Here is a 23268-nt window from a genome sequence, read left to right as displayed (position 1 = left end):
GGCGTGCACCCGACCCGAACACCTGTGCAGTGTCATCGCGACCTGCTAGGGTGTTCAGGTGTTGGGGCGACGTACGGACCGCGAGGGCGCGCGTGCTGCTGGGACTTCGGATTTCGAACGTAGCGGTGATTGAGGAGGTGGAGGTGGCGTTTGGCGCCGGCCTCACCGTCCTCACGGGTGAGACAGGGGCCGGCAAGTCCATCCTGGTGGACGCGCTGGGCCTCCTGCTCGGGGGCAGGGCGGATGCGGACGTCATCCGGGCGGGCTGCGAGGACGCGGCGGTGGAGGGCGTGTTCGCCCGGACGCCGGTGCTGGCCTCGAGACTGGAGGAGCTGGGCCTTCCCGACCTGGGAGACGAGGTGCTGGTGCGCCGGGTGCTCGGGCGCACCGGGCGCGGCAAGGTCTACGTCAACGGCGCGCTGGTGACGCTGGGCGTCCTGGGGAAGCTCACCCGGGGAGCGGTGGACATCGCCGGCCAGCACGAACACGTGAGCCTCTTCGACCCCGGCCTGCACCGGGTGCTGCTCGACAAGTACGGGCACATGGAGGACGCACTGGCCGCGTACGGCCGCGAGTGGGCGAACCTGCGCGAGGTGGAGTCCCGCATGGACGCCCTGGGCGGCGACGACGCCAAGGTGCGCGAGCGCGCGGAGTTCCTGCGCTTCCAACTGGATGAAATCACGCGCCTGGACCCGGAGTCCGGCGAGGACCTGAAGCTGGACGCGGAGCGCCGGCGGCTGGGCAGCGCGCAGAAGCTCAAGCGCTACGGCGCGGAGGCGGAACTGCTGGTGGCCGGGGATGCGCCCTCGGCGGTGGAGATCGTCGGGCGCGCGCTGGGGCTCGTGCACGAGGGCGTCAAGTGCGACGCGTCGCTCGCGCCGGTGGCCCAGTCGCTCAGCACCGCTCTGTCGGAGTTGGAAGAGGCGGCGCGCCGGCTCAACCGCTACGTGGAGGGGCTGGAGTCCGACCCCGGGCGGCTGGGCGAGGTGGAGGAGCGGCTGGACGCGCTCAAGCGGCTGTGCCGCAAGCACGGCGTGACGCTGGACGGGGTCCTCCAGAAGCGCGGCGAGCTGGAGGCCGAACTGGGCACGCTGGAGAACCGGCGCGAAATCCTGGAGGAGCTGAACCAGGAGAAGAAGCGCGTGGAGGAGCGGGCGCGCAAGGCGGCGCTGGCCCTGTCCAAGGCGCGCAAGGCGAGCGCCGGGGCCTTCTCCCAGCAGGTGCGAGACGGCCTGGGCGGGCTGGCCATGGGCAAGGCCGCCTTCGAGGTGCGCGTGACGGCCGGGGAGACGCTGCGTCCGGACGGCCTGGACGAGGTGGAGTTCTTCTTCAGCGCCAACCCGGGCGAACCGGCGCGCGCGCTGGCCAAGGTGGCCTCGGGCGGCGAGGCGAGCCGGCTCCTGTTGGCCCTCAAACGTGCACTGGCGGACAGTGACGCGTGCGGCTGCTACGTGCTGGATGAGGCGGACGCGGGCGTGAGCGGTGCCATCGCGGACGTGGTGGGGCGGATGATTCGCGAGGTCAGCTCCCACCGTCAGGTGCTGTGCATCACGCACCTGCCCCAGGTGGCGGCCTACGCGGACGCGCACCTGCTCATCCGCAAGAGCGTCCGGGGCGAGCGCACCGTGTCCCAGGTGCTCCCCCTGGCGGCGGGCGCCGAGCGCACGCAGGAACTGGCGCGGATGATGTCCGGCGTGGAGGTGACGCGCGAGGCGCTGGGCGCGGCCGAGGCCCTGGTCCGCTCGGCCCACCGCTCCCCCCGGGCGCGCCGGGAATCAGGTCCGGAGGGCACCAGCCCCCGGGGCCGGCTGCGCCGGACGGCCTGAAACGGGCCCTGAAGGTGGGGGTGACCCAGGGGGGAGGGCATGACGCAGCGTGAGTTTTCGTCCGCGTCCTTGCCCCCTCATTGGGGCTCACATAGCATCCGGCGCGTGTCCAGCACCGCAGGGCAGACCGCGGCCCCCCGCCATAAAGTCATCTCCGCTGGCCTGACGGACGTCGGGCGCAAGCGCAATCACAACGAGGACAGTTTCCTCATTGACGATGAGCTCCAGCTCTACGTCGTGGCGGACGGAATGGGTGGGCACGCGGGTGGCGGTACCGCGTCGCGCATCGCCGTCGAGACCATCGACAAGGAGTTGAGGCGCGCGCGCGAAGGGCGAGACAATCCCTTCGTCAGTGTTCCCAACCTCCAGGAGTCGCCCATTCCAGAGGCGCTTCGTTCCGCGGTGGAGAAGGCCTGTCAGGCCATCTACCTCACCGCCCAGGACGACGCGCGGCTCTCCGGGATGGGAACGACCGTCATCTCCCTGGTGGTCCGCGACGAGCACGCCTTCTTCGCCCATGTGGGCGACAGTCGCGCGTACCTCATCCGCGGCGACCTCATCCAGCAGATCAGCGAGGACCATTCCCTGGTCAACGAGCAGATCAAGGCCGGGATGATCACCCCCGAGGAGGCGAAGCACTCCCGCTACAAGAACATCATCACCCGCTCCGTCGGTTTCGAGGAGGAGGTGCAGGTGGACGTCATGGGACTCGTGTCCGAGCCCGGTGACGTGTTCCTGCTCTGCTCCGACGGCCTGGCCAACATGCTGGAGGACCGGGAGATCCACGACGCCGTGGCCCGTGCCGGCAGCTTTGAAGAGGTGCCCAAGCTCCTCATCGACCTGGCCAATGATCGTGGCGGCGACGACAACATCAGCGTCATCGTCGTGCGCATGGGCGGCTGAAGTCCGCCCTCGACCCGGGTGCGGTGGGGCGCACCCGGCCTCTGTTGACCTTGACACTCTTCGAAGTCGGATGATAGCTGCCCCAACCTTTCCATCCACGGCAAAACGCCAGTGGGTGACGGTGCAGGGGGGGCGGTCGGCGGGAGAGGTGTTGCGCGTGCGCGGAGCGACTTAGCTTCTGGCGCCGGAAGTCCCACGTAAGAGCAGGGTTTCTCCAGGAGTGGTCCGTGGCCAAAAAGTCCTTCACGCTGATGGTCATCCCGGACCACGACGCTCCGGTGAAGCGCTACACCATCCAGCGCTCCTGGCTGGTGCAGGTGGGCATGGGCCTGATGCTGGTGGCGGGGCTGGGCGCGGGTGCGAGCATCCACTACCTGCAGGTCGCGGCAGACGCCTCGGAGAACCGCATCCTGCGTGAGGAGAACCTCACGCTGCGCTCCCAGCTCAAGTCGGTGCGTGAGCGCATCGAGCACATTGGCTCCACGTTGGACCGGGTGGAGCGCTTCGACCAGAAGCTGCGCGCGGTGACGCTGCTGTCGGACCCGCAGCGCAACCTGGCCATGGGCCCCACGGAGCCGGAGGCCGGCACCACGGCGCCCACGACGGACACCCAGTTCACGCAGCTGACCACCACCGACACGCCCAAGGTGCTGCTGGGCCGCCTGGACCGGCTGTCCGCGGAGGCCACCCGCCAGGAGCTGAGCCTCCAGGACCTGCAGGCCTACTTCCAGGACCAGAAGTCGCTGCTGGCCTCCACGCCGTCGGTGTGGCCGGCGCGCGGTTGGGTGACCAGCGACTTCGGCCAGCGCCTGGACCCGTACACGGCGGACCGGGTGACGCACGCGGGCCTGGACATCGCGGCCCCCCACGGCAAGGAAGTCACCGCGCCGTCGGACGGCACGGTGGTGTTCGCGGGCCTGGAGGGCGGGTACGGCAACGTGCTCGTCATCGACCACGGCTACGGCATCAAGACGCGCTACGGCCACCTGTCCAAGATCCTGGTGAAGGCCGGCGACCGCGTGAAGCGCGGCGCCCAGGTGGCGGCGGTGGGCAACACGGGCCGCTCCACCGGTCCGCACCTGCACTACGAGGTGCGCGTGAACGGCGTGCCGCAGAACCCGCGCAAGTTCATCCTCGAAGAGTAGTCCACGAGGCGTCGTCCACCCGGGGAAGGCGGTCCGGGGCTCGCGCTGTCCGAGCCCTGTCGACCCGCCCCGGAGTCCCTGCCGGAGCTTCAGGTTCCTTTCGGCTCCGGAAGGAACGCATCCAGGCGCAGGTGCCGGCGTTGCAGGCCGTGCGTCCGCCCGGTGCGCTCCATGATGTAGGCCCGCTCCACTTCCGCCCACAAGAGCGGCCCCAGCACCTGCCAATGCGACGGCTGGTGCACCGTCAGCTCCAGCAGCGCCACGGTGAAGCCCGGCACGTCGGTGGGCGCGGCGCCCGGGGGCAGGGTGGGGCGCAGGTCTTCCGTCAGCCGCGCGCGCGTGGTGTCCGCGCCGTCCTCGCGCACGGTGAGCTGGGACGTGGGCAGCAGGAGCACAGCGAAGCCGTCCGGCTGGAAGCGCACGATGCGGGAGGCCGGGTACTGCGCCGCGAGCGAGGCGACGATGGCCTTGAGCAGCGCGTCCCCGGCCGGGAAGCCGAAGCGCGCGTTGAAGTGGATCATCTCCTTCACGTCCACCATGACGGCGCCCACGCGCCAGCCGTCATGGTGCGCGTGCGTGGACAGGTCGAACTCCTCCTTGAGGAGCGTCCCCTGCGTCAGGGCCAGCACGTGCAGCGCCCCGGTGGCATCCGGCTGGCCGCGCCGGCGCTGCTCGGTGGCGATGAGCTCCTGGGCGGCCGCCTGCGGCGCCTCGTCCGCGTGCCCGGGCCGGGCGGCCCGGGGGTGGAGTGCGACGAGGGCGGTGGCGGTGGGATCGTCGATGGAATAGGGCATCGTGCCCGGGTGTGTAGCGCGGACGCCGCCCGGGCGCAGGCCGCATTCAGCGCATGCGTCGCGCGGTCACCGTCACCTCGTCCCGGTCGTGGTACAGCTGACGGACGGTGAGGCCCTCCCAGCCCCCGTCGTCCACGAGGATCTGCCGCACGCGCAGGAGCAGCGGGTTCTTGTCCTTCATGGGCAGCTTGATGTTGGCCACCAGGTTGCGGGCCCAGCGCCGGCGCCCCCACTTGGCCAACAGCTGCGCCACCTCCTGGGGCCGCCACGCCATGTCGCAGAAGAGCCAGTCGGCGGGCTCCTCCGGGGCGTAGGCGAAGGCGCTCTCCTGGACGTGCTGCACGCGGGGGTTCTTCGCGAGCTCCGGCATCAGCTTCGCCGGGTCCACCGCCACCACCCGCGCCCCGCGCGCCACCAGCCGCTGCGTCCAGCCGCCCGGCGCCGCGCCCAGGTCCACGCAGACGTCGCCGCGCCCCGGCTCGTCCGGCAGGCCGTCCAGGGCCTCCTCCAGCTTCATCGCCGCGCGGGACGGAGACTCGCCCGCGCGCTTCATCCGTCGCCGCCCGCCCGGCGCCAGCGACAGGGCCTCCCGGGCACTCACGGCGCCCAGGATGAGCACGCCGTCCGGCGCCACGCACAGGCCCACCAGCAGCGCGCCCGATTCTTTCGCCCGGTTGTCGTCGTCCAGCAGGCGGTTGGGGTGGAGCGCCGCGCGCACCGCGGCCTCCAGGGCCTCGGCGCGTCCGGCCTGCGTGTTGCCGCGCTCGCTGTCCGGCGTGAAGGCGCGCAGGAGCCAGGGCACGCGGGTGGGCAGCTCGGACAGGGCGTCCACGATGTCCTCCACGGGCACCTGCGCCCCGCCCGCCGGGGCCCAGGTGGCGATGACCTTCTCCGCCGCCCGTCCGAAGGCCGGGGGCACGTCCGGCCGGTGCTCGGACTCCACCAGGGCGGGGCCCAGGATGCGCGGGCCGGCCTTGGCCCAGACCAGTTCCTCGAAGAGGTGCGCTTCGAAGCCCTCCCGGCACGTCCACAGCCAGCGGCCCGGCTGGGCGGCGAGCGTCTGTGCGGGGATGGGGGGCACACGCGCCCGAGGTGGGATGCGCGGCGCCGGGGAGGCGGTGGGGGCGGGGGCCGAGCGTCCGGGGCCCCCCGCGCGGGGCTTCGTGCCGGCGCCGGGGCCGGGTTTGGCGCCGGGGCCGGGTTTGGCGCCGGGGCCGGGTTTGGTGCCGGGCCTGGGCTTGCCGGCCCCGGGGTTGGGGCCCGGCCGGGCGCCATGTGGCTTGGGGCCGGGCCGGGAGCCGGGCCTGGCGCCCGCCTTGGGGCCGGGCCTGCCATCCGCCCTGGCGCCTGCCTTGGGGCCGGACTTGAAGCCGGAAGAGGGGGGCCCGGAGCGGGACGGCTTGCCGGGACGGGAGGGGGCGCCTGGTCGGCGGGGGCCCGGGGAGGAGCGTCCGTCAGAAGTCTTGGCGGCGCGGGGACGTTGAATCTGCTTAGGGGACATTGCGTGGACTCGGTTCCGCTTTACTCTGGGCCACCGCGCGCCGGGCGGCCAGCCGAGAGGAAGTTTCGGGGGGCGCGCGTGGTTTTGGTCTGGTTCTCCCTTACATCTCCTGGGAATTCCCTTCACTCGCCGCCTTCCTTCGAGGATTCTCCGGCGAGAGAGCCAACATGATTGAATGGACGCTAAAGAAGCTCATCGGGACGAAGAATGAGCGCGAGCTCAAGAAGGCCCGACTGAAGATTGCTCGCATCAACGAGCTGGAACCCCGCATGAAGGCCCTCAAGGACGAGGACTTCGCGCGCGAGACCGCCCGGATGAAGCAGGAGATCCAGAACGGCCGTCCCCTGGACGAGCTGCTCTTCGAGGCCTTCGCGCTCACCCGGGAGGCGTCCAGCCGGATCATCGGCCAGCGCCACTATGACGTCCAGCTGGTGGGCGGCATCTTCCTGCACGAGGGCTGCATCGCGGAGATGCGCACCGGTGAAGGCAAGACGCTCACCGCGACGCTGCCCTCCTACCTCAACGCGCTGTCCGGCCGGGGCGTCCACGTCGTCACCGTGAACGACTACCTGGCCCGCCGCGACGCGGAGTGGATGGGCCGCGTCTACAAGTTCCTGGGCATGACGACGGGCTGCGTGCTCCACGAGCTGTCCGACAAGCAGCGCCAGGAGGCGTACCGCTCGGACATCACCTACGGGCAGAACAACGAGTTCGGCTTCGACTACCTGCGCGACAACATGAAGTTCCGTCTGCAGGACTACGTCCAGCGGGAGCTCAACTACGCCATCGTCGACGAGGTGGACTCCATCCTCATCGACGAGGCCCGCACGCCGCTCATCATCTCCGGGCCCACCGAGGACAGCACCGACAAGTACTACCGGGTGGATCAGGTCATCCCGGGCCTCGTGCCGGACCAGGACTACACCCTGGATGAGAAGCACCGCGCGGTGGCCCTCACCGACGACGGCATCGACAAGCTCCAGAAGCGCCTGAGCGTCGGCAACCTCTACGACCCGGGCGAGATTGAAACCCTGCACCACGTCGAGCAGGCCCTGCGCGCGCACACGCTCTACAAGCGCGACAAGGACTACGTGGTGAAGGACGGCGAGGTGCAGATCGTCGACGAGTTCACCGGCCGCCTCATGCCGGGCCGGCGCTGGTCGGACGGCCTCCACCAGGCCATCGAGGCCAAGGAGGGCGTGAAGATTGAGAACGAGAACCAGACGCTCGCCACGGTCTCGTTCCAGAACTACTTCCGCATGTACTCCAAGCTGTCCGGCATGACGGGCACCGCGGACACGGAAGCCGAGGAGTTCGCGAAGATCTACAACCTGGACGTGCGCGTCATCCCGACCAACCGGCCGGCGGTGCGTCGCGACGAGCAGGACGTGGTCTACAAGACGGAGCGCGAGAAGTTCGAGGCCGTCGCCGCGCAGATTGAAGAGCTGCACAAGGCGGGGCAGCCGGTGCTCGTGGGCACGGTGTCCATCGCCAAGAGCGAGGTGGTCGCCAACTTCCTCAAGAAGCGCGGCGTGCCCCACAACGTCCTCAACGCCAAGGCCCACCAGCGCGAAGCCGACATCGTCGCGCAGGCCGGCCGCAAGGGCGCCGTCACCATCTCCACCAACATGGCCGGCCGAGGCACGGACATCCTCCTGGGCGGCAACGCCGAGGTGATGACCAAGAGCGCCATGGGCCCGCCGCCGGAGCCCCCCGAGTCCCAGGATGGCCAGCCGGTGGACATGACCGCCTACCAGGCCGCGATGGCGGACTGGGAGGCGCGCTTCGCGGAGACCAAGGCGAAGAACGAGGAGCTGACGAAGCAGGAGCGCGCGGAGGTCATGGCCGCGGGCGGCCTCTTCATCATCGGCACCGAGCGCCACGAGTCCCGCCGCGTGGACAACCAGCTGCGTGGCCGCGCCGGCCGCCAGGGTGACCCGGGCGCCAGCCGCTTCTTCCTGTCGCTGGAAGACGACCTGATGCGCATCTTCGGGTCCGAGCGCATCCAGACGCTGATGGAGCGCCTGGGCATGGAAGAGGGCGAGGTCATCGAGCACATCTGGCTGTCGCGGGCCATCGAGGGCGCGCAGAAGCGGGTCGAAGGCCACAACTTCGACCAGCGCAAGAACCTGCTCGAGTACGACGACGTGATGAACCAGCAGCGGCGCACCATCTACAAGCTGCGCCGCCAGGTGCTCGCTTCGGGTGCCGGCATCCCGCTGGTGGAGTATGAAGAGGACCTGAAGACCCGCGTCAAGACGCGCTCCGAGCGCGTCATCACCTGGGCGGACTTCCGGGAGATGGTGCTGGACGCGGTGGAGGACGTGGTCGTGTCCCTGACGGACACCTACGCCCCCACGCGCAGCTCCGACACCTGGGACATCACGTCGCTGTCCGCGGCGGTGAAGGAGTCCTTCAACCTGGAGATGAACTTCGAGGGCACGGGCAGCCGCGACGAGCTCCAGGAGCAGATCTACGCGGCGGCGGAGAAGGTCTTCACCGCCCGCGAGCAGGAGTTCAGCGAAGACTTCATGCGCTTCCTGCAGTACCGGTACCTGGCCACCATCGACCAGCTCTGGAAGGACCACCTGCTGGCCATGGACCACCTGCGCCAGGGCATCGGCCTGCGCGGCTACGGCCAGAAGGACCCGAAGCAGGAGTACAAGAAGGAGGGCTACCAGGGCTTCATCCAGATGCTCTCCGCCATCAAGACGCAGTTCGTCAGCCAGATGATGCGCGTCCAGGCCCGCTCCGCCTCCAACGCCGCGGAGGAGACCGCCCGCATCCAGCGGCAGCTCGCCCAGCAGCAGCAGAAGGCCGTGGAGGGCCGCGCGAACGCCGAAGGGAAGATTGAAGAGGCCACCGCCACGCCCGTCGCCCAGCGCGCCGCCCAGGCCGCCTCGGACGCCCCCCGCGTGGGCCGCAACGACCCCTGCCCCTGCGGCAGCGGCCGCAAGTACAAGAAGTGCCACGGCGCCAACGAGGCCAACCCCTAGTTCCCGCCTGAAGCCCTGAAGCAGCGCCCTCCGGCGCGGTCGCCCTCCCTGGCAAGGGGAGCGGGGGCCGCGCCGGTCGCCTTCCTGGCCGGCCGCAGGGGAGGGGGGCGGGCCTGGACGGGGAGAACCCGGAAGGGCCGGGTGCTGAAGCTTGCGCCCCTCTCAAGCGTTCTGCTAAGGACGCCGCGCCCCGTTATGAAGGGGCAGGGCCGTACGCCCGAAGGCAGTCGAAGCACCCACTACTCACACGCGCGTGCCGGTCTCCGGTGCCCCTCCAGGTGGAAGGGCCAGGGCCGGGAACTCCAGAACGCGCGTGGCGGAACACAACCGGAAGGAACAAAGCACCATGGAAACCCAGCAGGATACGCAGACGCAGGCCCAGGCGATGGCCGCCGCGAGCGGCATCACGATGCGCCAGCTGCTCGAGGCCGGCGTCCACTTCGGCCACCAGACCAAGCGCTGGAACCCGAAGATGAAGCCCTACATCTTCGGTGCCCGTAACGGCATCTACATCATCGACCTGCAGAAGACCGTGACGATGGCCCGGTCGGCCTTCCGCTTCGTCGCGGACATCACGGCCCGTGGCGGGTCGGTGCTCTTCGTGGGCACCAAGAAGCAGGCGCAGGACGTCATCCGCGAGGAGGCCGCGCGCGCCGGTCAGTTCTTCGTCACCAGCCGCTGGCTGGGTGGCACGCTGACGAACTTCAAGACCATCAAGCAGGGCATCGACCGCCTCAAGACGCTGGAGAAGATGGCCGAGGACGGCACCTTCGAGCGCCTGCCCAAGAAGGAAGTCGCCCAGCTCGACCGCGAGCGCGAGAAGCTGGAGAAGAACCTGGGCGGCGTGAAGGACATGGCGAAGCTGCCCCGCTGCGTCTTCATCATCGACCCGAAGAAGGAGCACATCGCCATCCACGAGTCCACGCGCCTGGGCATCCCGGTGATTGGCCTGGTGGACACGAACTGCGATCCGGACGGCATCGACTTCGTCATCCCGGGCAACGACGACGCCATCCGCTCCATCAAGCTCTTCACGTCGAAGATCGCGGACGCGTGCCTTGAGGGTGCGGCGCGCTACCGTGCGTCCGGCGCCGCCGAGCGCGACGAGCAGGAGGAGCGTGAGGGCCGTGATGACCGCCGCGACCGCGATGATCGCCGGGGTCCCCGCCGCAACGACCGCCGCGACCGCGATGACCGCCGGGGTGGTGGTGGAGACCGTGGCGGCGAGCGCCGTGGCCCCCTCGTGGAGATGAAGGGCGTTGCCGCCCCCGTCGCCGCCGAGCAGCCCGCGGCCCCCGCCGAGGGTGGCGAGACGCCGGCGGCCGAGTAGTCGCCGCTGTCCTTCGCTTCCCCCGCAGCTTCCGGAGTCGGCCGGGCGGCACCTTCCAAGGCCCGCTGTCCGGCCGTCTCCGTTTTTTCGTTCCAGCGGTACCCCCTGAACTCATGGCTTCCGCCCACGGCGCACGCCGCCGTGCTCGGAGCAGAAGATAGAGAGAGACGCACATGGCTGAGATCAGCGCCCAGATGGTGAAGGACCTCCGCGAGCGGACCGGCGCGGGCATGATGGACTGCAAGAAGGCCCTGTCGGAGACGGCGGGCGACTTCGTGAAGGCCGAGGAGTGGCTGCGCAAGAAGGGCATCTCGCGCGCCGCCGGCAAGGAAGGCCGCGTCGCCGCCGAAGGCATCGTCACCAGCTACATCCACGGCGGCCGCATCGGCGTCATCGTGGAGGTCAACTGCGAGACCGACTTCGTCGCGCGCAACCCTGACTTCCAGGACCTGGCCAAGGACGTGGCCATGCAGGTCGCCGCGGCCAGCCCCAAGTACGTGCGCCGCGAGGAGGTCCCCCAGGACGCGATGGACAAGGAGAAGGAGATCCAGCGCGAGCTGCTCAAGCAGCAGGGCAAGCCGGAGGCCATGCTGGAGAAGATCCTCGTGGGCAAGATGGAGAAGTACTACGAGGGCGTCTGCCTCGTGGACCAGCTCTGGGTGAAGGACGACAAGAAGAAGGTCGGTGAGATGATCACCGAGCGCGCCGCCAAGATTGGCGAGAAGGTCTCCGTGCGCCGCTTCGTCCGCTTCGAAGTGGGCGAGGGCATCGAGAAGAAGAAGGAAGACCTCGCCGCCGAGGTCGCCAAGACGCTGGGCCAGGCGTAAAGCCCCCTTCGTCCCGCCGCATCCAGGGCCGCGTGCTCGTGGGTTTCCCTCAGGGGAGGCTCCCGGGGCGCGGCCCTTCGTATTCCTGGCCCCCACCAAGGCGGCCGGACGCCCGGCAGCGGACGGTGCGGGGCGCGGGACGACTTCCGTCGTTGATCGGGCGCGGGGCGGGGGATAGAAGCGGTCGCGTATGTCCGAATCCACCTCTCCCTACAAGCGCATCCTCCTCAAACTTTCGGGCGAAGCCCTGATGGGCGAGGGGAAGTACGGCATCCACCCTCCCACCCTCACGCGCATCGCTGAAGAAATCGCCGAGCTGTCCCAGGCGGGCATCGAGCTGGCCGTCGTCATTGGCGGGGGCAACATCTTCCGCGGCGTGGCGGGTGCGACGGAAGGCATGGACCGCGCGAGCGCGGACTACATGGGCATGCTCGCCACCTGCATCAACTCCATGGCGATGCAGGACGCCCTGGAGAAGCAGGGCCTGAAGACGCGCGTGCAGTCCGCCATCAAGATGGAGCAGATCGCCGAGCCCTACATCCGTCGGCGCGCGGTGCGCCACCTGGAGAAGGGGCGCGTCGTCATCTTCGCCGCGGGCACGGGCAACCCCTACTTCACCACCGACACGGCCGCGTCGCTGCGCGCGATGGAAATCAACGCGCAGGTCATCCTCAAGGCCACCAAGGTGGACGGCGTCTACAACGCCGACCCGAAGAAGGACCCCACGGCGCGGCGCTACAGGACGCTCACGTACATGGACGTCCTCAAGCAGAACCTCAACGTGATGGACTCCACGGCCATCTCGCTGTGCATGGACAACAAGCTGCCCATCATCGTGTTCGACCTGGGCACGCGCGGGAACATCCAGCGCGCCGTCATGGGGCAGCAGGGTGAGTTTGGCACCGTCGTCGGCGCCGCCGAGACGGTCTGGGCCTGAAACCCCGAGCAGGGCTGAACCAAGCTTCTGGAGGAGACTGCAATGGCTGACACCGTCGCGGAACTGAAGCCTCGTATCGACAAGACGCTGGAAGACCTCAAGCGGGAGCTGGCCAAGGTGCGCACCGGCCGCGCGAGCACCGCCATCCTCGACGGCATCCGCGTGGACCAGTACGGCACGCCGACGCCGCTCGCCGGCGTGGCCAGCATCAACGCGCCCGAGCCCCGGCTCATCACCATCAAGCCGTGGGACAAGGGCGTCCTGAAGGACATCGAGAAGGCCCTGCGCGAGGCGAACCTGGGCATCAACCCGATGAACGACGGGGAGATGATCCGCCTGCCCTTCCCGCCGCTCACGGAGGAGCGCCGCAAGGAGATCGTCAAGCAGGTGAAGACCAAGGCGGAGGACCACAAGGTGGCCATCCGCAACCACCGCCGCGACATCCTGGAAGCCCTCAAGACGCAGCAGAAGGACAAGAAGATCACCGAGGACGACCTCAAGCGCTTCACCAAGGACGTGGAAGACAAGACGGCCGCGGGCATCAAGCAGGTCGACACCATCTTCGCGGAGAAGGAAAAAGAGGTCCTGAAGGTCTGATGGCCACCATCCTCCTGGCCGAGCCGTCCGCCCCTGTCGCCAGCACGCTGCGCAGGTTCCTGGAGGGCGCCGGCCACGAGGTGGCCTGGGTGGGCGGTGCCGCGGAAGCGCGCCGCCTGCTGCAGGACCGTCCACCGGGAGTGCTCGTGGCGTCCGCGAGCCTTCCCGTGGACGGAGAAGCGCTGTGCCAGGAGCTGCGCCAGAAGGGCTCCCGGCTGCCCGTCCTGCTGGTGTACCCGCCGGACGAGGAGCACGCGGACACCCGCGCCGCCGGAGCCGGGGCGGAGGGGTGCCTGGTGGGCCCCCTCAAGCGCGGCACCGTCGTGACGTGCGTGAGCCTGGTGCTGCGCCTGGCGGAGGCCGGAGCGCGCGCCCTGACCCCGGATGCCGCCGCTCCACCCGCGCCCGCCGTGGCCATCCCGGCCCGCCCCGGGGGCCTCCCGGAGCGGCGGGCCTCGCGCACGGACCTGTTCTCGGTGAGCAGCTCCCCGGACTTCGACTTCCTCAAGCGCCTGCTGCTGATGGAGGTGAAGCGCAGCCGGCGCTACCGCTACCCCATCTCCCTGCTGCTGGTGGAGGTGGACCGCTTCACCGAGCACACCCTGAGCCTCGCGCCCCCGGCGCGCACCGCGCTGCTCGCGGAGGCGCTGGGCCTGCTGACGGCGGGGGTGCGCGACATCGACGTGGTGGTGCCCTTCGCGGACAGCCGCTTCGTGGTGTTCCTGCCCCACACGCCCCGCTCCGGGGCCCGGGTGGTGGCGGAGCGGCTGCGGGAGCGGATGCCGTCCCTGAAGGCCCTGCCGGGCGCCACGGCGTCCGTGGGCGTGGCGGTGTCCGAACCCCCGGCCGGCGGCGCCAAGGCGCTCACGCAGGGCGCGGGCCTCAGCTTCGGGGGGCTCTTGAAGGAGGCGGGGGACGCGCTGCGCCGGGCCCAGGCGGGCGGAGGCGACAGCGTGGTGGTGGCCCAGGCGGGGCCCGGCGCTCAGGACGGGTAGACGAGGTCCTGGCCGGTGAGGTGCTTCACGACGCCGGCGACGAAGGCGAACAGCTCCAGGCCGCGCCCCTTGTCGTCCTTCCAGGTGCGCGTGGCGTCGTCGTAGTCGAAGTGGATGCCCTGGCCCTGGCCGGCCACCCAGAGCTGCCGGACGGCGCGCTGGGTGTTGATGATGCACTTCTCACGGGAGCTGGACGTCAGCGTCACCATGTCGCCGGTGCTGTCGGCTTCCAGCACGTCCGGGTCGAAGGCATCCGCCGCCGCCATGATGCGCTTGAAGGCGGCGGCGACGAGCGGGTTGTAGCGGGCTTCGTCCATCATGGCCGCGCTCCCGGACGTCACTGGATGACGTCGAGAACCTGCTGGCCGGGGGCGGCGTAGAACAGGAACTTCAGGTGCTGGGCGGGGGGATTCTCACCCTTCTCGCCGGGGACCTGGTCCTCGGTGCTGGTGGGCGTGTCCGGCCACTCCATGGCGATGACCGTGCCCGGGTTCACCGGCTTGGGGAACGACTGCATCCCCAGGAGGTGCGCCGCCAGCGCGCCCATGGAGGGCTGGTGGCCGACGAGGACGAGGTTCTCGTCGTTGTTGTCCTTGAGCACGGGCTCCACCGCGCCCACCGGCATGTCCGGGAGCAGGCAGCGGTGCACGCGCAGGAGGCCTTCGTGCTTCGTCGAGAAGGAGAGGATCTGCGCCGTCTGAACGGTGCGCACCAGCGGGCTGGTGAGGATGAGGCTGATGGGCCCCATGCGCTCAGACAGCGACGTGAAGTGCTGGGCGATGTTCGCGCGGGCCTTCGCGGTCAGCGCGCGCGCCTCGTCGCCGAGACCCTCGGGGATCTCTGCGTCCGCATCGCCGTGCCTTACCAGGAAAATCCTCAAAGTCCCTCCACTGAACGCGACAAGCCCGCGGTTCGTACATGACCGTGGCCCGGTTGGTCAAAGGTAATGAGGCGAATGTTCAGTGGCCGGAACAGCCGGGGCAAGGTCGGCGTTCGGCAACCGGCGCTCGCGGGGGCCCGTCGCAGCATACACTGCCCCACGCCGGTGGCGTTCGCTGGAGGTGGCATGCGCAAGCTGTGGTGGTGGTTGCCCGTGGTCCTGGTCCTCTGCGCGTGTCGCAAGGATATGGACGGCGGGAGCCCGGAGGCGGGTGGAGAAGGAACCGGGACGGTTGCCCGCCTGGAGGGCGAGGCGGCCCCGGGCGCGGAGGGCGCCGGTCCCTACACGGTGACGAAGGCCAAGCTGGATGCGTACGTGGGCTACCAGCGCAAGATGCTGGAGGTCTACGGCTCGCTGATGCGGAGCCTGCAGGACATGGGGCCGCTGATGGACGCGGGCACGCCCCAGGCGCTGGAGGCCGCCCGCTCCGGCCTGAAGCTCATCGAGCGCAAGGCCCAGGCGGAGACGGACGCGCGCACGGCGGCGGGCCTCACCACCGACGAGGTCAACCGCATCGCGGAGGTCGTCACCTCCGTCATCAGCCAGCGGCAGATGGGGCGCACGCTCCAGTACGAGGAGGAGCTCAAGAAGCTGGAGGCGCTCCAGGCCCGCATGCCCGCCGAGCAGCAGCAGGAGCTGGCGCCGCAGGTGGAGTCCATGCGGCGGGAGGTGGAGTCCTTCCAGAAGCTGCCGGAGGCGCGCCGCGAGTTCGGCGACGCCAACGTGGACGTGGTGCTCACCCGCGAAGCCGACCTGACGAAGAACTATCAGGACATGCTCAAGGCCTTCGCGGGCGTGCGGCGCTGAAGGCTCAGACGCGCTTGAGGTGCGGGGCCTTCTTCAAGAGCTGCGCGAGGAAGGTGTCGCCAATCTTCTCCAGCACCGTGTTGCCGCGCAGGCGCTGGTTCAGGTTGACGAAGTCCACGTGGTCCAGCCGCTGGTCCTGGTTGTAGCAGGAGAACACCCACGTCTCCTTGCCGGTGAGCGGGTCCACGTGCCGCTGGAGGCACTGGGCGCAGATCTCCTTCATCATGCACTGCATCGGCGAGTTGATGGACCCGATGGCCTCGTGTCCGGGCTTCAGGTACGGCTGGAGGACGCCGTGCCGTGCCTCGGCCACCGCGCGCATCATCCGGTCCGAACCGATGGCGATGATGCGGTCCACCTCGCTCAGCGAAATCACCGGCGCCACGCCCAGCTTGCCCTCGGCGTAGGCCACCATCGCCTGCACCACGTTGCCCCGGAAGGCCGCGTCCTGCGGGCGGCGCACGTCCAGCAGCTCCCCGCCGTCCACGGACCAGATGACCTGGTCGGTGCCCAGTTCAATCTCCTCCTGCTTGAAGGAGTCCGCCTTCATCCGGTAGCCGGCGAAGTAGACGACGCGGCACCCGGCCGCCTTGAGCGAGCGCGCGATGGAGAAGAGGACGGCGTTGCCCAGGCCGCCGCCCACCAGCACCACCGTCTCGTTGTGGCCGATCTCGGTGGGGGCGCCCGTGGGTCCCATCAGCACGACGGGCTCGCCGGGCTTGAGCGCGGCGCACAGGCGGGAGGAGGAGCCCATCTCCAGCACGATGGTGCCCATCAGCCCCTTCTCCTTGTCCACCCACGCGCCCGTGAGGGCCAGGCCCTCCATGGTGAGGCGCACGCCGTCCACGACGGGGGCGCTCCGCTCGAAGTTCTGCAGGCGGTAGAACTGGCCGGGCTGGAAGTGGCTCGCCGCGAAGGGCGCGCGCACCACCACCTCCACGATGGTCGGCGTCAGCCGGTTCACCGCGACCACGGTGGCGAGGAAGGCCTCGTCCAGCTTCGCGAAGTGCTCCGCGCGCTTCGCCTCGCGCGCCGCCTGGGCGCCCGCGTCCGTGAAGTCCAGGCCCGCGACCTCCCTGGCGAACAGGCGCGCCACCTGGGGGTGCCCGTCCTTCGCGCTGGCCATGGCCTTCACCACGTTGCCCGCGTAGGTCGGGTGGTTGTCGCCGTAGAAGGACACGAAGCGGCCGCCCTGCTGGTAGGACGTGAAGAAGCCCACCTTGGCCTCGGGGTCCTCCGTGGCGGGCACCGACTGGAGCGTGAAGCCGTCCGGCGTGCCGTCCGCGGCCTCCACCAGCTCGTGGCCCTGGAAGTACTCCTTGCGCCCGTCCAGTTGGAAGGTGCCCGGGTATTCCTTCTCGTACGTGACGTTGGGGGACGTGCCCGCGGCCACGCACACCGTCTTCGCCGGCAGCTCGAAGAACTGGCCGCTGCCCTTGAGCTTGCCGTCCACCGTCACCATTCGCTCGAAGCGCAGGGCGCGCACCGCGCCGGAGTCGTCCGCCAGCGCTTCAACGGGGCTCATCCGTTCGATGAAGCGGATGCCCTCCTCCAGCGCCTTCGTCACCTCCTCGTGGTTGAGGCGGTAGGCGGGGGACTCGGTGAGGCCGCGGCGGTAGCAGAGGCTCACGCCGCCCCACGCGCGCACCAGGTGGATGAAGTCCGGCGAGCGACCCTCGGCGTGGGCCTTCTGGCGCTCGGCGCGCACCGCGCGGCCGTGCTCCAGGAAGGTCTGGTAGGTGGCGCGCTCCTCGGCGTCCAGGCGCGCGACGACGCCCTCCTCGCCCAGGTCCGCCACCAGCTTCTCATGGCGCTCCAGCGCCTTCTCCACCTGCACCGGGTAGTACGCCATCAGCTCCGTGGCGGTGTCGACGCCGGTGAGGCCGCCGCCGATGACGATGGCGGGCAGCTGCACCTGGAGGTTCGCCAGCGAGTCGCGCTTGAAGGCGCCCGTGAGCTGGAGCGCCATCAGGAAGTCGGAGGCCTTGCGGATGCCCCGGATGAGGTTGTTCTTCATCCCGATGATGGTGGGGCGGCCCGCGCCCGCGGCGATGGCCACGTGGTCGAAGCCCAGCGCCCAGGCGTCCTCCAGCGTCAGCGTGCCGCCGAAGCGGATGCCACCGTAGATGCGCAGGCCCTCGCGGCGCGCGAGCGTCAGGTGGATGAGCGTGAGGAAGTTCTTGTCCCAGCGCACGGTGATTCCGTACTCGGACACGCCGCCGAAGCCCTCCAGCACGCGCTCGTCCAGCTCGCGCGTGAGCCCGCGCCAGTCGCGGATGGGCGCGAGCGCGTGGCCGTTGCGGCCCACCAGCTCGTCGGGGAAGGGTTCAATCTTGAGGCCGTCCACGCCGGTGACGGCGAAGCCTTCGTTGAGCAGGTAGTGCGACAGCGTGTAGCCGGCGGGGCCCAGGCCCACCACCATCACGTTGCGGCCCACGTAGGGCAGGGCGTACGGGCGGCGGACGTTGAGCGGGTTCCAGCGCGTGAGCAGGCCGTAGATTTCAAAGCCCCACGGCAGCTCCAGCACGTCGGTGAGCGTGGCCGTCTCCGCCAGCGGGATGTTCACCGGCTCCTGCTTCTGGAAGATGCACGCCTTCATGCAGTCGTTGCAGATGCGGTGGCCGGTGCCCGGGCACATGGGGTTGTCCAGCGTCACCATGGCCAGCGCCGCCACGGAGTCACCCTCGCGCTTGAGCGCGTGCGCCTCCGAGATGCGCTCGTCCAGCGGGCAGCCGGTGAGCGGGATGCCCAGGGGGTTCTTCTTGAACGAGTGCCCCTCCGCCACCGGGTCCTTCGCGGGGAAGCCCTTGGAGCAGGAGTCCTTCTGCCGCTCGTGGCAGATGACGCAGTAGTCCACCTCGTTCATCACGTCGCGCGGGGTGCCCCGGCGGTCGGTGAGCTTGAAGCCGTCGCGGTGGCGCAGGTGGTGCTCCAGGCCCTCCGTCTTCTCCTCCAGCGCCGCGTCCGGGCGCTGCAACTGCACCAACTGGTCGAACACCAGGGGCTTGGGCAGCCGGAGCGTGGGCCAGGTGTGGAAGAGCGCCTTCGTCTCCGGGTGCAGCGCGCGGGCGTACGTCCACCGGTCCGCCAGGGACAGCAGCGCGCGCACGGACTGGAGCTCCGCCGCGTCGTCGCCCTTGGTCACCAGGCTGGAGCCGAACGCGTCCGCGCCCTCGGGGGCGGCGATGAGCGCCAGGCGCAGGGCGGCCCACTGCTCGCGCAGGGCGGGGGCGCGGTCCTGCTGCGCGGGAGGCAGGTTGCCGGAGTAGAGCCGCTCGACGTCGAGCAGCGTCAGGATGGACTCCGCCAGGCCGCGCTCCAGGTCGCCGTGCGCGAGCGCGTCCGGGAAGCCCAGCTGCATGAGCAGGCGCATCCGGCCGTCCAGCGCGGGGAACTCCGCGAGCGTGGGCCGGTCCTGGGCGCCCTTCTTGAAGACGCGGCGCGTGATGAATTCGCGCTTGAAGTCGAAGAGGGGCAGCTCGCCGCGCAGGTGGCGGGCCAGCCGGTCGGACTCCGTGCCGATGCCGAACAGCGTGGCGACGAAGCGCGAGACGTGGCGGGCCACCTGGATGAGCAGGTCGGACTCGGCCGGGCCGGACGGGGTGGTGCCTCCGGCCTTGCGGTAGGCGTCGAACGCCTGGAACAGGTCTGGGGCGTCCCCCTGGAGCTGGGCGTCGAAGCGCTCCGCCAGCCGGCGCAGGCCGCTGGGGCGGTACAGGTCCTCGAAGGAGAAACCCGGCAGGCCCAGGTGGAGGGTGGGAGCAGGGGCGGAGGCGGGTTCGGTCAAGGCGCGCATGTCACGGGGCAGGGGAGGTGAACCTGGGACAACGATTCCGGAAGGGGGCCTATTTCGCGGCGTGTCGTCCGGAAAGCAAGGGGGCTTACGGGCAAGGATGGGCCCAGCCGATGGCGGCCAGTGCCCCGGCTTGTCCCCATCCGACGTGTTGAGGCGGCCCTGCCTTGGGGTTACGGTGCGCCGCCATGATGGACAACGCCGCCCGTCGTGCCTCTGAACCGCACCTGGCTCCCGTGCCGGACGCCTGTTACCTGTGCAGGGGAGGGCGCCTGCGCCTGCGGCACCGGGCGCGCGTCGCCGGCACCCAACCCGAGGGGGCGGCCGCCTACAACTGCACGTCCTTTGGCCACCGCAGCCATCCGCCCATCTGGGGCTGCGAGGACTGCGGAATGCTGTTCCAGTGGCCCATCCAGTCCCCGGACGCGCTGCTGCAGGCGTACCAGGACGTGGAGGACCCCCTCTACGTCGCGGAGAAGGACAACCGCTACCACACCTTCCGCCGCGTGCTGCGCGAGCTGGGCCCGGCCCAGGGGCGCACGCTGCTGGATGTGGGCGCCTACTGCGGCTACTTCCTGGACGTGGCGCGGGAGGCGGGCTTCCGCCCGGAGGGGCTGGAGCTGTCGCGCTGGGCGGGCAACCACGCGCGGGGCCTGGGCTTCACCGTGCACGGTGTGCCCCTCAAGGAGCTGGCGGCGAAGGGGCTCCAGTACGACGTGGTGACGCTGTGGGACGTGGTGGAGCACTTCGCGGATCCGCGCGAGGAGCTGAAGGCGGCGCTGAAGCTGGTGCGCCCCGGCGGCCGCATCTACCTGTCCACCATCGACGCGGGCAGCCTGCTGGCGCGAGCCATGGGCGGGCAGTGGCCGTGGCTGATGGACATGCACCTCTTCTATTTCGGCCGCCGCACCCTGGCGACGCTGCTGGAGGAGGTGGGCTTCCGCGTCACGGACGCCCGGACGTACACGCACATCATCTCCGCGGACTACCTGCTGCGGAAGGTGGGGGCGAGCTTCACGCCCGCGGCGCCGGTGCTGGAGCTGCTGCGGCGGGGCGTGCCGTCCGGCTGGTCCATCCCGTTCAACCTGGGCGACAACATGCTGATGGCCGCCGAGCGGCCTCTCTGAGTCCCCCGGCGCCCATGCCCTCCCAGCCCATGTCTCCCCTGGCGCGGCGGGCGCTGCACCCGCTGGTGCTGGGGGTGTTCGTCCTGCTGTCGGCGTTCCACACCTGGCCGCTCGTGTCCCACCTGAAGGGGTACGTGCTGGGCGGCCGGGAGGACGTCTACATGAACATGTGGCACCTCGGGTGGATGCGCCAGGCGGTCTGGCTGCAGCCGCAGAACCCCTTCTTCGCGCCCTTGCTGCACTGGCCCCTGGGGGCGGAGCTGTACTGGCACACGCTGTCGCCCGCGAAGACGCTCTGGGGCGTGGTGCTGCTGCCGTGGATGCCGGTGGAGACGGCGTACAACGTCGTGATGTTCGGCTCGTTCGTGCTGACGGGCTACACGTCGTGGCTCCTGCTGCGCTACCTGCTGGAGCGCGCGGGTCACGGGCCGTGGCTGGCTGCTGCTGCGGCGCTCGCGGGGGCGTGCGTGTTCGACTTCTCGCGCTACCACCTGTTGCATGCGACGGCGCACCTGAACCTGTCCGCGCTGGAGGGGCTGCCGCTCTACCTCTACTGCTTCTTCCGGTGGCTGGACGAGGGCCGGCGCCGGTGGCTGGCGGGGCTGGCCGCCTGCGCGCTGTATGTGTTGCTGTGTGACTACTACTACCTCGTCTACATCGCGCTGTTCTCGCTGCTGTGGGTGGTGGCGGAGCGGTGGAAGCGGGGGCCGCTCGTGTCGCTGGACACGTGGAAGGACCCGCTGGTGCGCCGCGCGGCGGCGGCGGGGCTGGCGGCGGGGCTCGCGTGCGTGCCGCCCATCGTGCCGCTGCTGCTGCATGCGTTCCCAGCGCCGCTGCAGATCCACCACGGGGACTCCGACTATTTCGCGGACCTGTACGCGTTCTTCATCCCGGACACGCAGTCCGCGTGGATGGTGTCGCTGCCAGCGAAGGTGCGCGAGTTCTCCCTCGACATCGTGCGCACGAAGATGTCCACCAACGCCGAGGAGACGGGCACGTTCCTGGGCTGGGTGACGCCGCTGCTGGCCGCGTTCGCGCTGTGGCGGGGCGTGCCGGACGGGCGCCGGTGGCTGGGGCTGGGGCTGGGCTTCGCGGTGCTGTCCATGGGGACGGTGCTCAACATCGGGATGGAGGACCGGCTGTCCCCGGTGGTGCTGCTCTTGGGCATCACGCTGGGGGTGGCGCTGGTGCCCGCGTGGCGGGAGCGCGTGTGGCGGCGGGACGTGCTGCTGCTGCTGGCGATCGCCGTCTACCTGTCGTGGGCGGAGCCGCTGACGGCGTTCGGCCAGCCGCTCAAGGTGCAGATTCCACTGCCCTACGTGGTGTTCAAGCACGTGGTGCCGCTGTTCTCCCGGGGCGGCATGCCGGTGCGCTTCGTGCTGCTCACGATGCTGTCGCTGGCGGTGCTGGTGGCGTTCGCGGCGGCGCACGCGGGCGCCTGGGCGTCACGGTGGGATGCCCGGCTGGGCGTGGCGGTGGCGCTCGCGGTGGCCGTGGTGCCCAACGTGGAGTACCGGGGCCTGTTGATGTCCATGCCCCCGGTGCCCCAACTGCCCCCGGTGTTCGAGGAGATCCGCGACGCGCCCATGCCAGTGGCGGTGCTGACGGACAACGTGCAGGGGCAGTGGGAGCAGCTCTTCCACGGCAAGCCGGTGTCCTACGCGCGGTTGTCGCGGCTGCCGGTGCGCGAGTCGGCGCTGGTGGACTCGCGGTTGATCCGCGCGGCGGAAGGGATGCGCTCCGCCTTCACCCCCGTCCCGCCGGAGGAGCGCGAGGAGATGCGGCGCTTCCTGAAGGAGCACCACTTCAAGTGGTACGTGACCCACCTCTTCCACCCCGTCCGGCACCGATTCATCGAGGAGGAGCTGGGCGGGGAGCTGGTGCACCGGGACGGCTACGTCACCGTCTACCGGTTCCACTGAGGGCGCTCAGTCGCAGTCGGCGTACTGGGCGTTCTGGCGTTTCGGGTCGCTGGCGGAGACGGTGGTGCCGCTCACTTTCACGGTGACGACCTCGTCCGCGGACATCAGGGCGCCGCACTCGCCGGCCCCCGCGCCACACATGCGGGCAAGGACGAAGGAGCCCTCCTTGGACGCCTCCAGGCTCGTGAAGTCGCAGCTGTAGACCGTGGGGCCGTCGCCCGTGTTCTTGTTGACGTCCTCCTCGCCCACGGCGTCCGCCGAGCCGAGCACCTCGCCGCCCTTGTCAAAGAGGACGAAGTGGTACCGGGTCCGCGAACTGGAGTCCCACTGCCCTTCATGCTCCTTCGAGTCCTCGCGCTCCTCGCGGGTGAACACGCGCAGGGTTTCGCCAGAAGGGAGCTTGAGGGATTCCTCCCGGGCCTCCAGGGCGGCGCCTTCGTGCTGGGGGCAGGACTGCTTCTTCGCGGGGACCTTCACCTCGCGGGCGTAGGTCTCCGGGGAGAGCAGCTTGATGTGCTTGACGATGGGGGGCGCCTTGTCGGCGGCGCAGACGCCCATGAGCCACACCCAGAAGCCGGGCTTGAGACCGGGCACGGTCTTGCTCTGGACGAGCTTGGGATATCCGTCCTCGAGTGTCAGGCCCGTCTTTCCGAGCACGGTGCCGAGGTCGCCCCAGGACTCCTTCTGGGCCTCGGCGTCGGCCTGGGTCTTGGAGCCCTTCCAGATGATGGCGACGGCGTTGCCGGCGGCCTCGGCCCGCGAGGACCCGAACAGGGTCAGCAGGCCCAAGGCGACGATGCATGAACGCATGATGGTTCCCCCTTCGAT

Annotated in this window: 18 protein-coding genes; 12 read left to right on the top strand and 6 right to left on the bottom strand. The window is 70.0% G+C overall.

Annotated features, from left to right (window positions below):
- Positions 1–92 precede the first annotated feature (92 nt).
- The 3 genes from recN (at position 93) to OV207_RS25080 (ending at position 3874) form a co-directional block, all read left to right on the top strand.
- Positions 93–1826: a DNA repair protein RecN gene (recN, locus tag OV207_RS25090; protein ID WP_267557663.1), complete on the top strand. Its 1734-nt coding sequence runs from the start codon at positions 93–95 to the stop codon at positions 1824–1826.
- A 105-nt stretch (positions 1827–1931) separates the two neighbouring features.
- On the top strand, positions 1932–2729 hold the full coding sequence (locus tag OV207_RS25085; RefSeq protein WP_193347862.1) for a Stp1/IreP family PP2C-type Ser/Thr phosphatase: 798 nt from the start codon (positions 1932–1934) through the stop codon (positions 2727–2729).
- Between the two features lie 227 nt (positions 2730–2956).
- Positions 2957–3874 (top strand): M23 family metallopeptidase, encoded by a 918-nt coding sequence (locus OV207_RS25080; protein ID WP_193347863.1) that lies wholly within the window; start codon positions 2957–2959, stop codon positions 3872–3874.
- A gap of 89 nt (positions 3875–3963) precedes the next feature.
- Here OV207_RS25080 and OV207_RS25075 read toward each other — a convergent pair whose 3' ends face one another.
- Positions 3964–4668: a GGDEF domain-containing protein gene (locus OV207_RS25075; protein WP_267557662.1), complete on the bottom strand. Its 705-nt coding sequence runs from the start codon at positions 4666–4668 to the stop codon at positions 3964–3966.
- A gap of 46 nt (positions 4669–4714) precedes the next feature.
- Positions 4715–5749, bottom strand: a complete 1035-nt coding sequence (gene rlmM / locus OV207_RS25070) for a 23S rRNA (cytidine(2498)-2'-O)-methyltransferase RlmM (protein ID WP_267557661.1) — start codon at positions 5747–5749, stop codon at positions 4715–4717.
- 587 nt (positions 5750–6336) lie between these two features.
- Between rlmM and secA the strand changes: the two genes are divergently transcribed.
- From secA to OV207_RS25040, 6 genes are all read left to right on the top strand, one after another.
- Complete coding sequence (gene secA / locus OV207_RS25065; RefSeq protein WP_267557660.1) at positions 6337–9165, top strand: preprotein translocase subunit SecA; 2829 nt, start codon at positions 6337–6339, stop codon at positions 9163–9165.
- A gap of 346 nt (positions 9166–9511) precedes the next feature.
- Positions 9512–10495: a 30S ribosomal protein S2 gene (rpsB, locus tag OV207_RS25060; RefSeq protein ID WP_193347866.1), complete on the top strand. Its 984-nt coding sequence runs from the start codon at positions 9512–9514 to the stop codon at positions 10493–10495.
- A gap of 173 nt (positions 10496–10668) precedes the next feature.
- A complete protein-coding gene (gene tsf / locus OV207_RS25055; protein WP_193347867.1) occupies positions 10669–11322 on the top strand; it encodes a translation elongation factor Ts in 654 nt (217 codons plus the stop codon).
- Between the two features lie 190 nt (positions 11323–11512).
- Positions 11513–12259, top strand: coding sequence for a UMP kinase (pyrH, locus tag OV207_RS25050; RefSeq protein WP_193347868.1), 747 nt, complete (start codon positions 11513–11515; stop codon positions 12257–12259).
- Positions 12260–12301: 42 nt separating this feature from the next.
- Positions 12302–12856, top strand: coding sequence for a ribosome recycling factor (frr, locus tag OV207_RS25045; RefSeq protein ID WP_120537644.1), 555 nt, complete (start codon positions 12302–12304; stop codon positions 12854–12856).
- Positions 12856–13851: a diguanylate cyclase gene (locus tag OV207_RS25040; RefSeq protein WP_267557659.1), complete on the top strand. Its 996-nt coding sequence runs from the start codon at positions 12856–12858 to the stop codon at positions 13849–13851. The genes frr and OV207_RS25040 overlap by 1 nt, the downstream gene beginning before the upstream one ends.
- On the opposite strand, the gene cyaY is transcribed toward OV207_RS25040, so the two are convergent.
- On the bottom strand, positions 13839–14171 hold the full coding sequence (cyaY, locus tag OV207_RS25035; RefSeq protein WP_193347870.1) for an iron donor protein CyaY: 333 nt from the start codon (positions 14169–14171) through the stop codon (positions 13839–13841). The two genes, OV207_RS25040 and cyaY, sit on opposite strands and share 13 nt — an antisense overlap.
- Before the next feature lie 17 nt (positions 14172–14188).
- Positions 14189–14731 carry a SixA phosphatase family protein gene (locus tag OV207_RS25030; RefSeq protein WP_193347871.1) on the bottom strand — a complete coding sequence of 181 codons (543 nt, stop codon included), beginning with the start codon at positions 14729–14731 and terminating at the stop codon, positions 14189–14191.
- A 186-nt stretch (positions 14732–14917) separates the two neighbouring features.
- On the opposite strand from OV207_RS25030, the gene OV207_RS25025 reads away from it, so the two are divergent.
- Entirely contained in the window at positions 14918–15598 is a 681-nt protein-coding gene (locus tag OV207_RS25025) for a hypothetical protein (protein ID WP_267557658.1), read from the top strand.
- 4 nt (positions 15599–15602) lie between these two features.
- Here the strand turns inward: OV207_RS25025 and OV207_RS25020 are convergent, their stop codons facing one another.
- On the bottom strand, positions 15603–19394 hold the full coding sequence (locus OV207_RS25020) for an FAD-dependent oxidoreductase (RefSeq protein ID WP_267557657.1): 3792 nt from the start codon (positions 19392–19394) through the stop codon (positions 15603–15605).
- Between the two features lie 185 nt (positions 19395–19579).
- Here OV207_RS25020 and OV207_RS25015 point away from each other — a divergent pair, with 185 nt between their 5' ends.
- Entirely contained in the window at positions 19580–20518 is a 939-nt protein-coding gene (locus tag OV207_RS25015; protein WP_227027015.1) for a class I SAM-dependent methyltransferase, read from the top strand.
- A 14-nt stretch (positions 20519–20532) separates the two neighbouring features.
- Complete coding sequence (locus OV207_RS25010; RefSeq protein WP_227027016.1) at positions 20533–22440, top strand: hypothetical protein; 1908 nt, start codon at positions 20533–20535, stop codon at positions 22438–22440.
- Positions 22441–22446: 6 nt separating this feature from the next.
- On the opposite strand, the gene OV207_RS25005 is transcribed toward OV207_RS25010, so the two are convergent.
- On the bottom strand, positions 22447–23250 hold the full coding sequence (locus tag OV207_RS25005) for a hypothetical protein (protein ID WP_193347874.1): 804 nt from the start codon (positions 23248–23250) through the stop codon (positions 22447–22449).
- Between the last annotated feature and the right edge of the window lie 18 nt (positions 23251–23268).

Origin of the sequence: Corallococcus sp. BB11-1, from assembly GCF_026626625.1 — a bacterium.
GTDB classification, from domain to species: Bacteria; Myxococcota; Myxococcia; order Myxococcales; family Myxococcaceae; genus Corallococcus; species Corallococcus soli.
This window is presented reverse-complemented; position numbering and strand designations above follow the sequence as displayed.

Bases quoted from the DNA above. Each gene is read 5' to 3' on its own strand.
- OV207_RS25075 (WP_267557662.1), bottom strand. From the start codon at position 4,668: ATGCCCTATTCCATCGACGATCCCACCGCCACCGCCCTCGTCGCACTC.
- secA (WP_267557660.1), top strand. From the start codon at position 6,337: ATGATTGAATGGACGCTAAAGAAGCTCATCGGGACGAAGAATGAGCGC.
- rpsB (WP_193347866.1), top strand. From the start codon at position 9,512: ATGGAAACCCAGCAGGATACGCAGACGCAGGCCCAGGCGATGGCCGCC.
- tsf (WP_193347867.1), top strand. From the start codon at position 10,669: ATGGCTGAGATCAGCGCCCAGATGGTGAAGGACCTCCGCGAGCGGACC.
- pyrH (WP_193347868.1), top strand. From the start codon at position 11,513: ATGTCCGAATCCACCTCTCCCTACAAGCGCATCCTCCTCAAACTTTCG.
- frr (WP_120537644.1), top strand. From the start codon at position 12,302: ATGGCTGACACCGTCGCGGAACTGAAGCCTCGTATCGACAAGACGCTG.
- OV207_RS25040 (WP_267557659.1), top strand. From the start codon at position 12,856: ATGGCCACCATCCTCCTGGCCGAGCCGTCCGCCCCTGTCGCCAGCACG.
- cyaY (WP_193347870.1), bottom strand. From the start codon at position 14,171: ATGATGGACGAAGCCCGCTACAACCCGCTCGTCGCCGCCGCCTTCAAG.
- OV207_RS25025 (WP_267557658.1), top strand. From the start codon at position 14,918: ATGCGCAAGCTGTGGTGGTGGTTGCCCGTGGTCCTGGTCCTCTGCGCG.
- OV207_RS25020 (WP_267557657.1), bottom strand. From the start codon at position 19,394: ATGCGCGCCTTGACCGAACCCGCCTCCGCCCCTGCTCCCACCCTCCAC.
- OV207_RS25015 (WP_227027015.1), top strand. From the start codon at position 19,580: ATGATGGACAACGCCGCCCGTCGTGCCTCTGAACCGCACCTGGCTCCC.
- OV207_RS25010 (WP_227027016.1), top strand. From the start codon at position 20,533: ATGCCCTCCCAGCCCATGTCTCCCCTGGCGCGGCGGGCGCTGCACCCG.
- OV207_RS25005 (WP_193347874.1), bottom strand. From the start codon at position 23,250: ATGCGTTCATGCATCGTCGCCTTGGGCCTGCTGACCCTGTTCGGGTCC.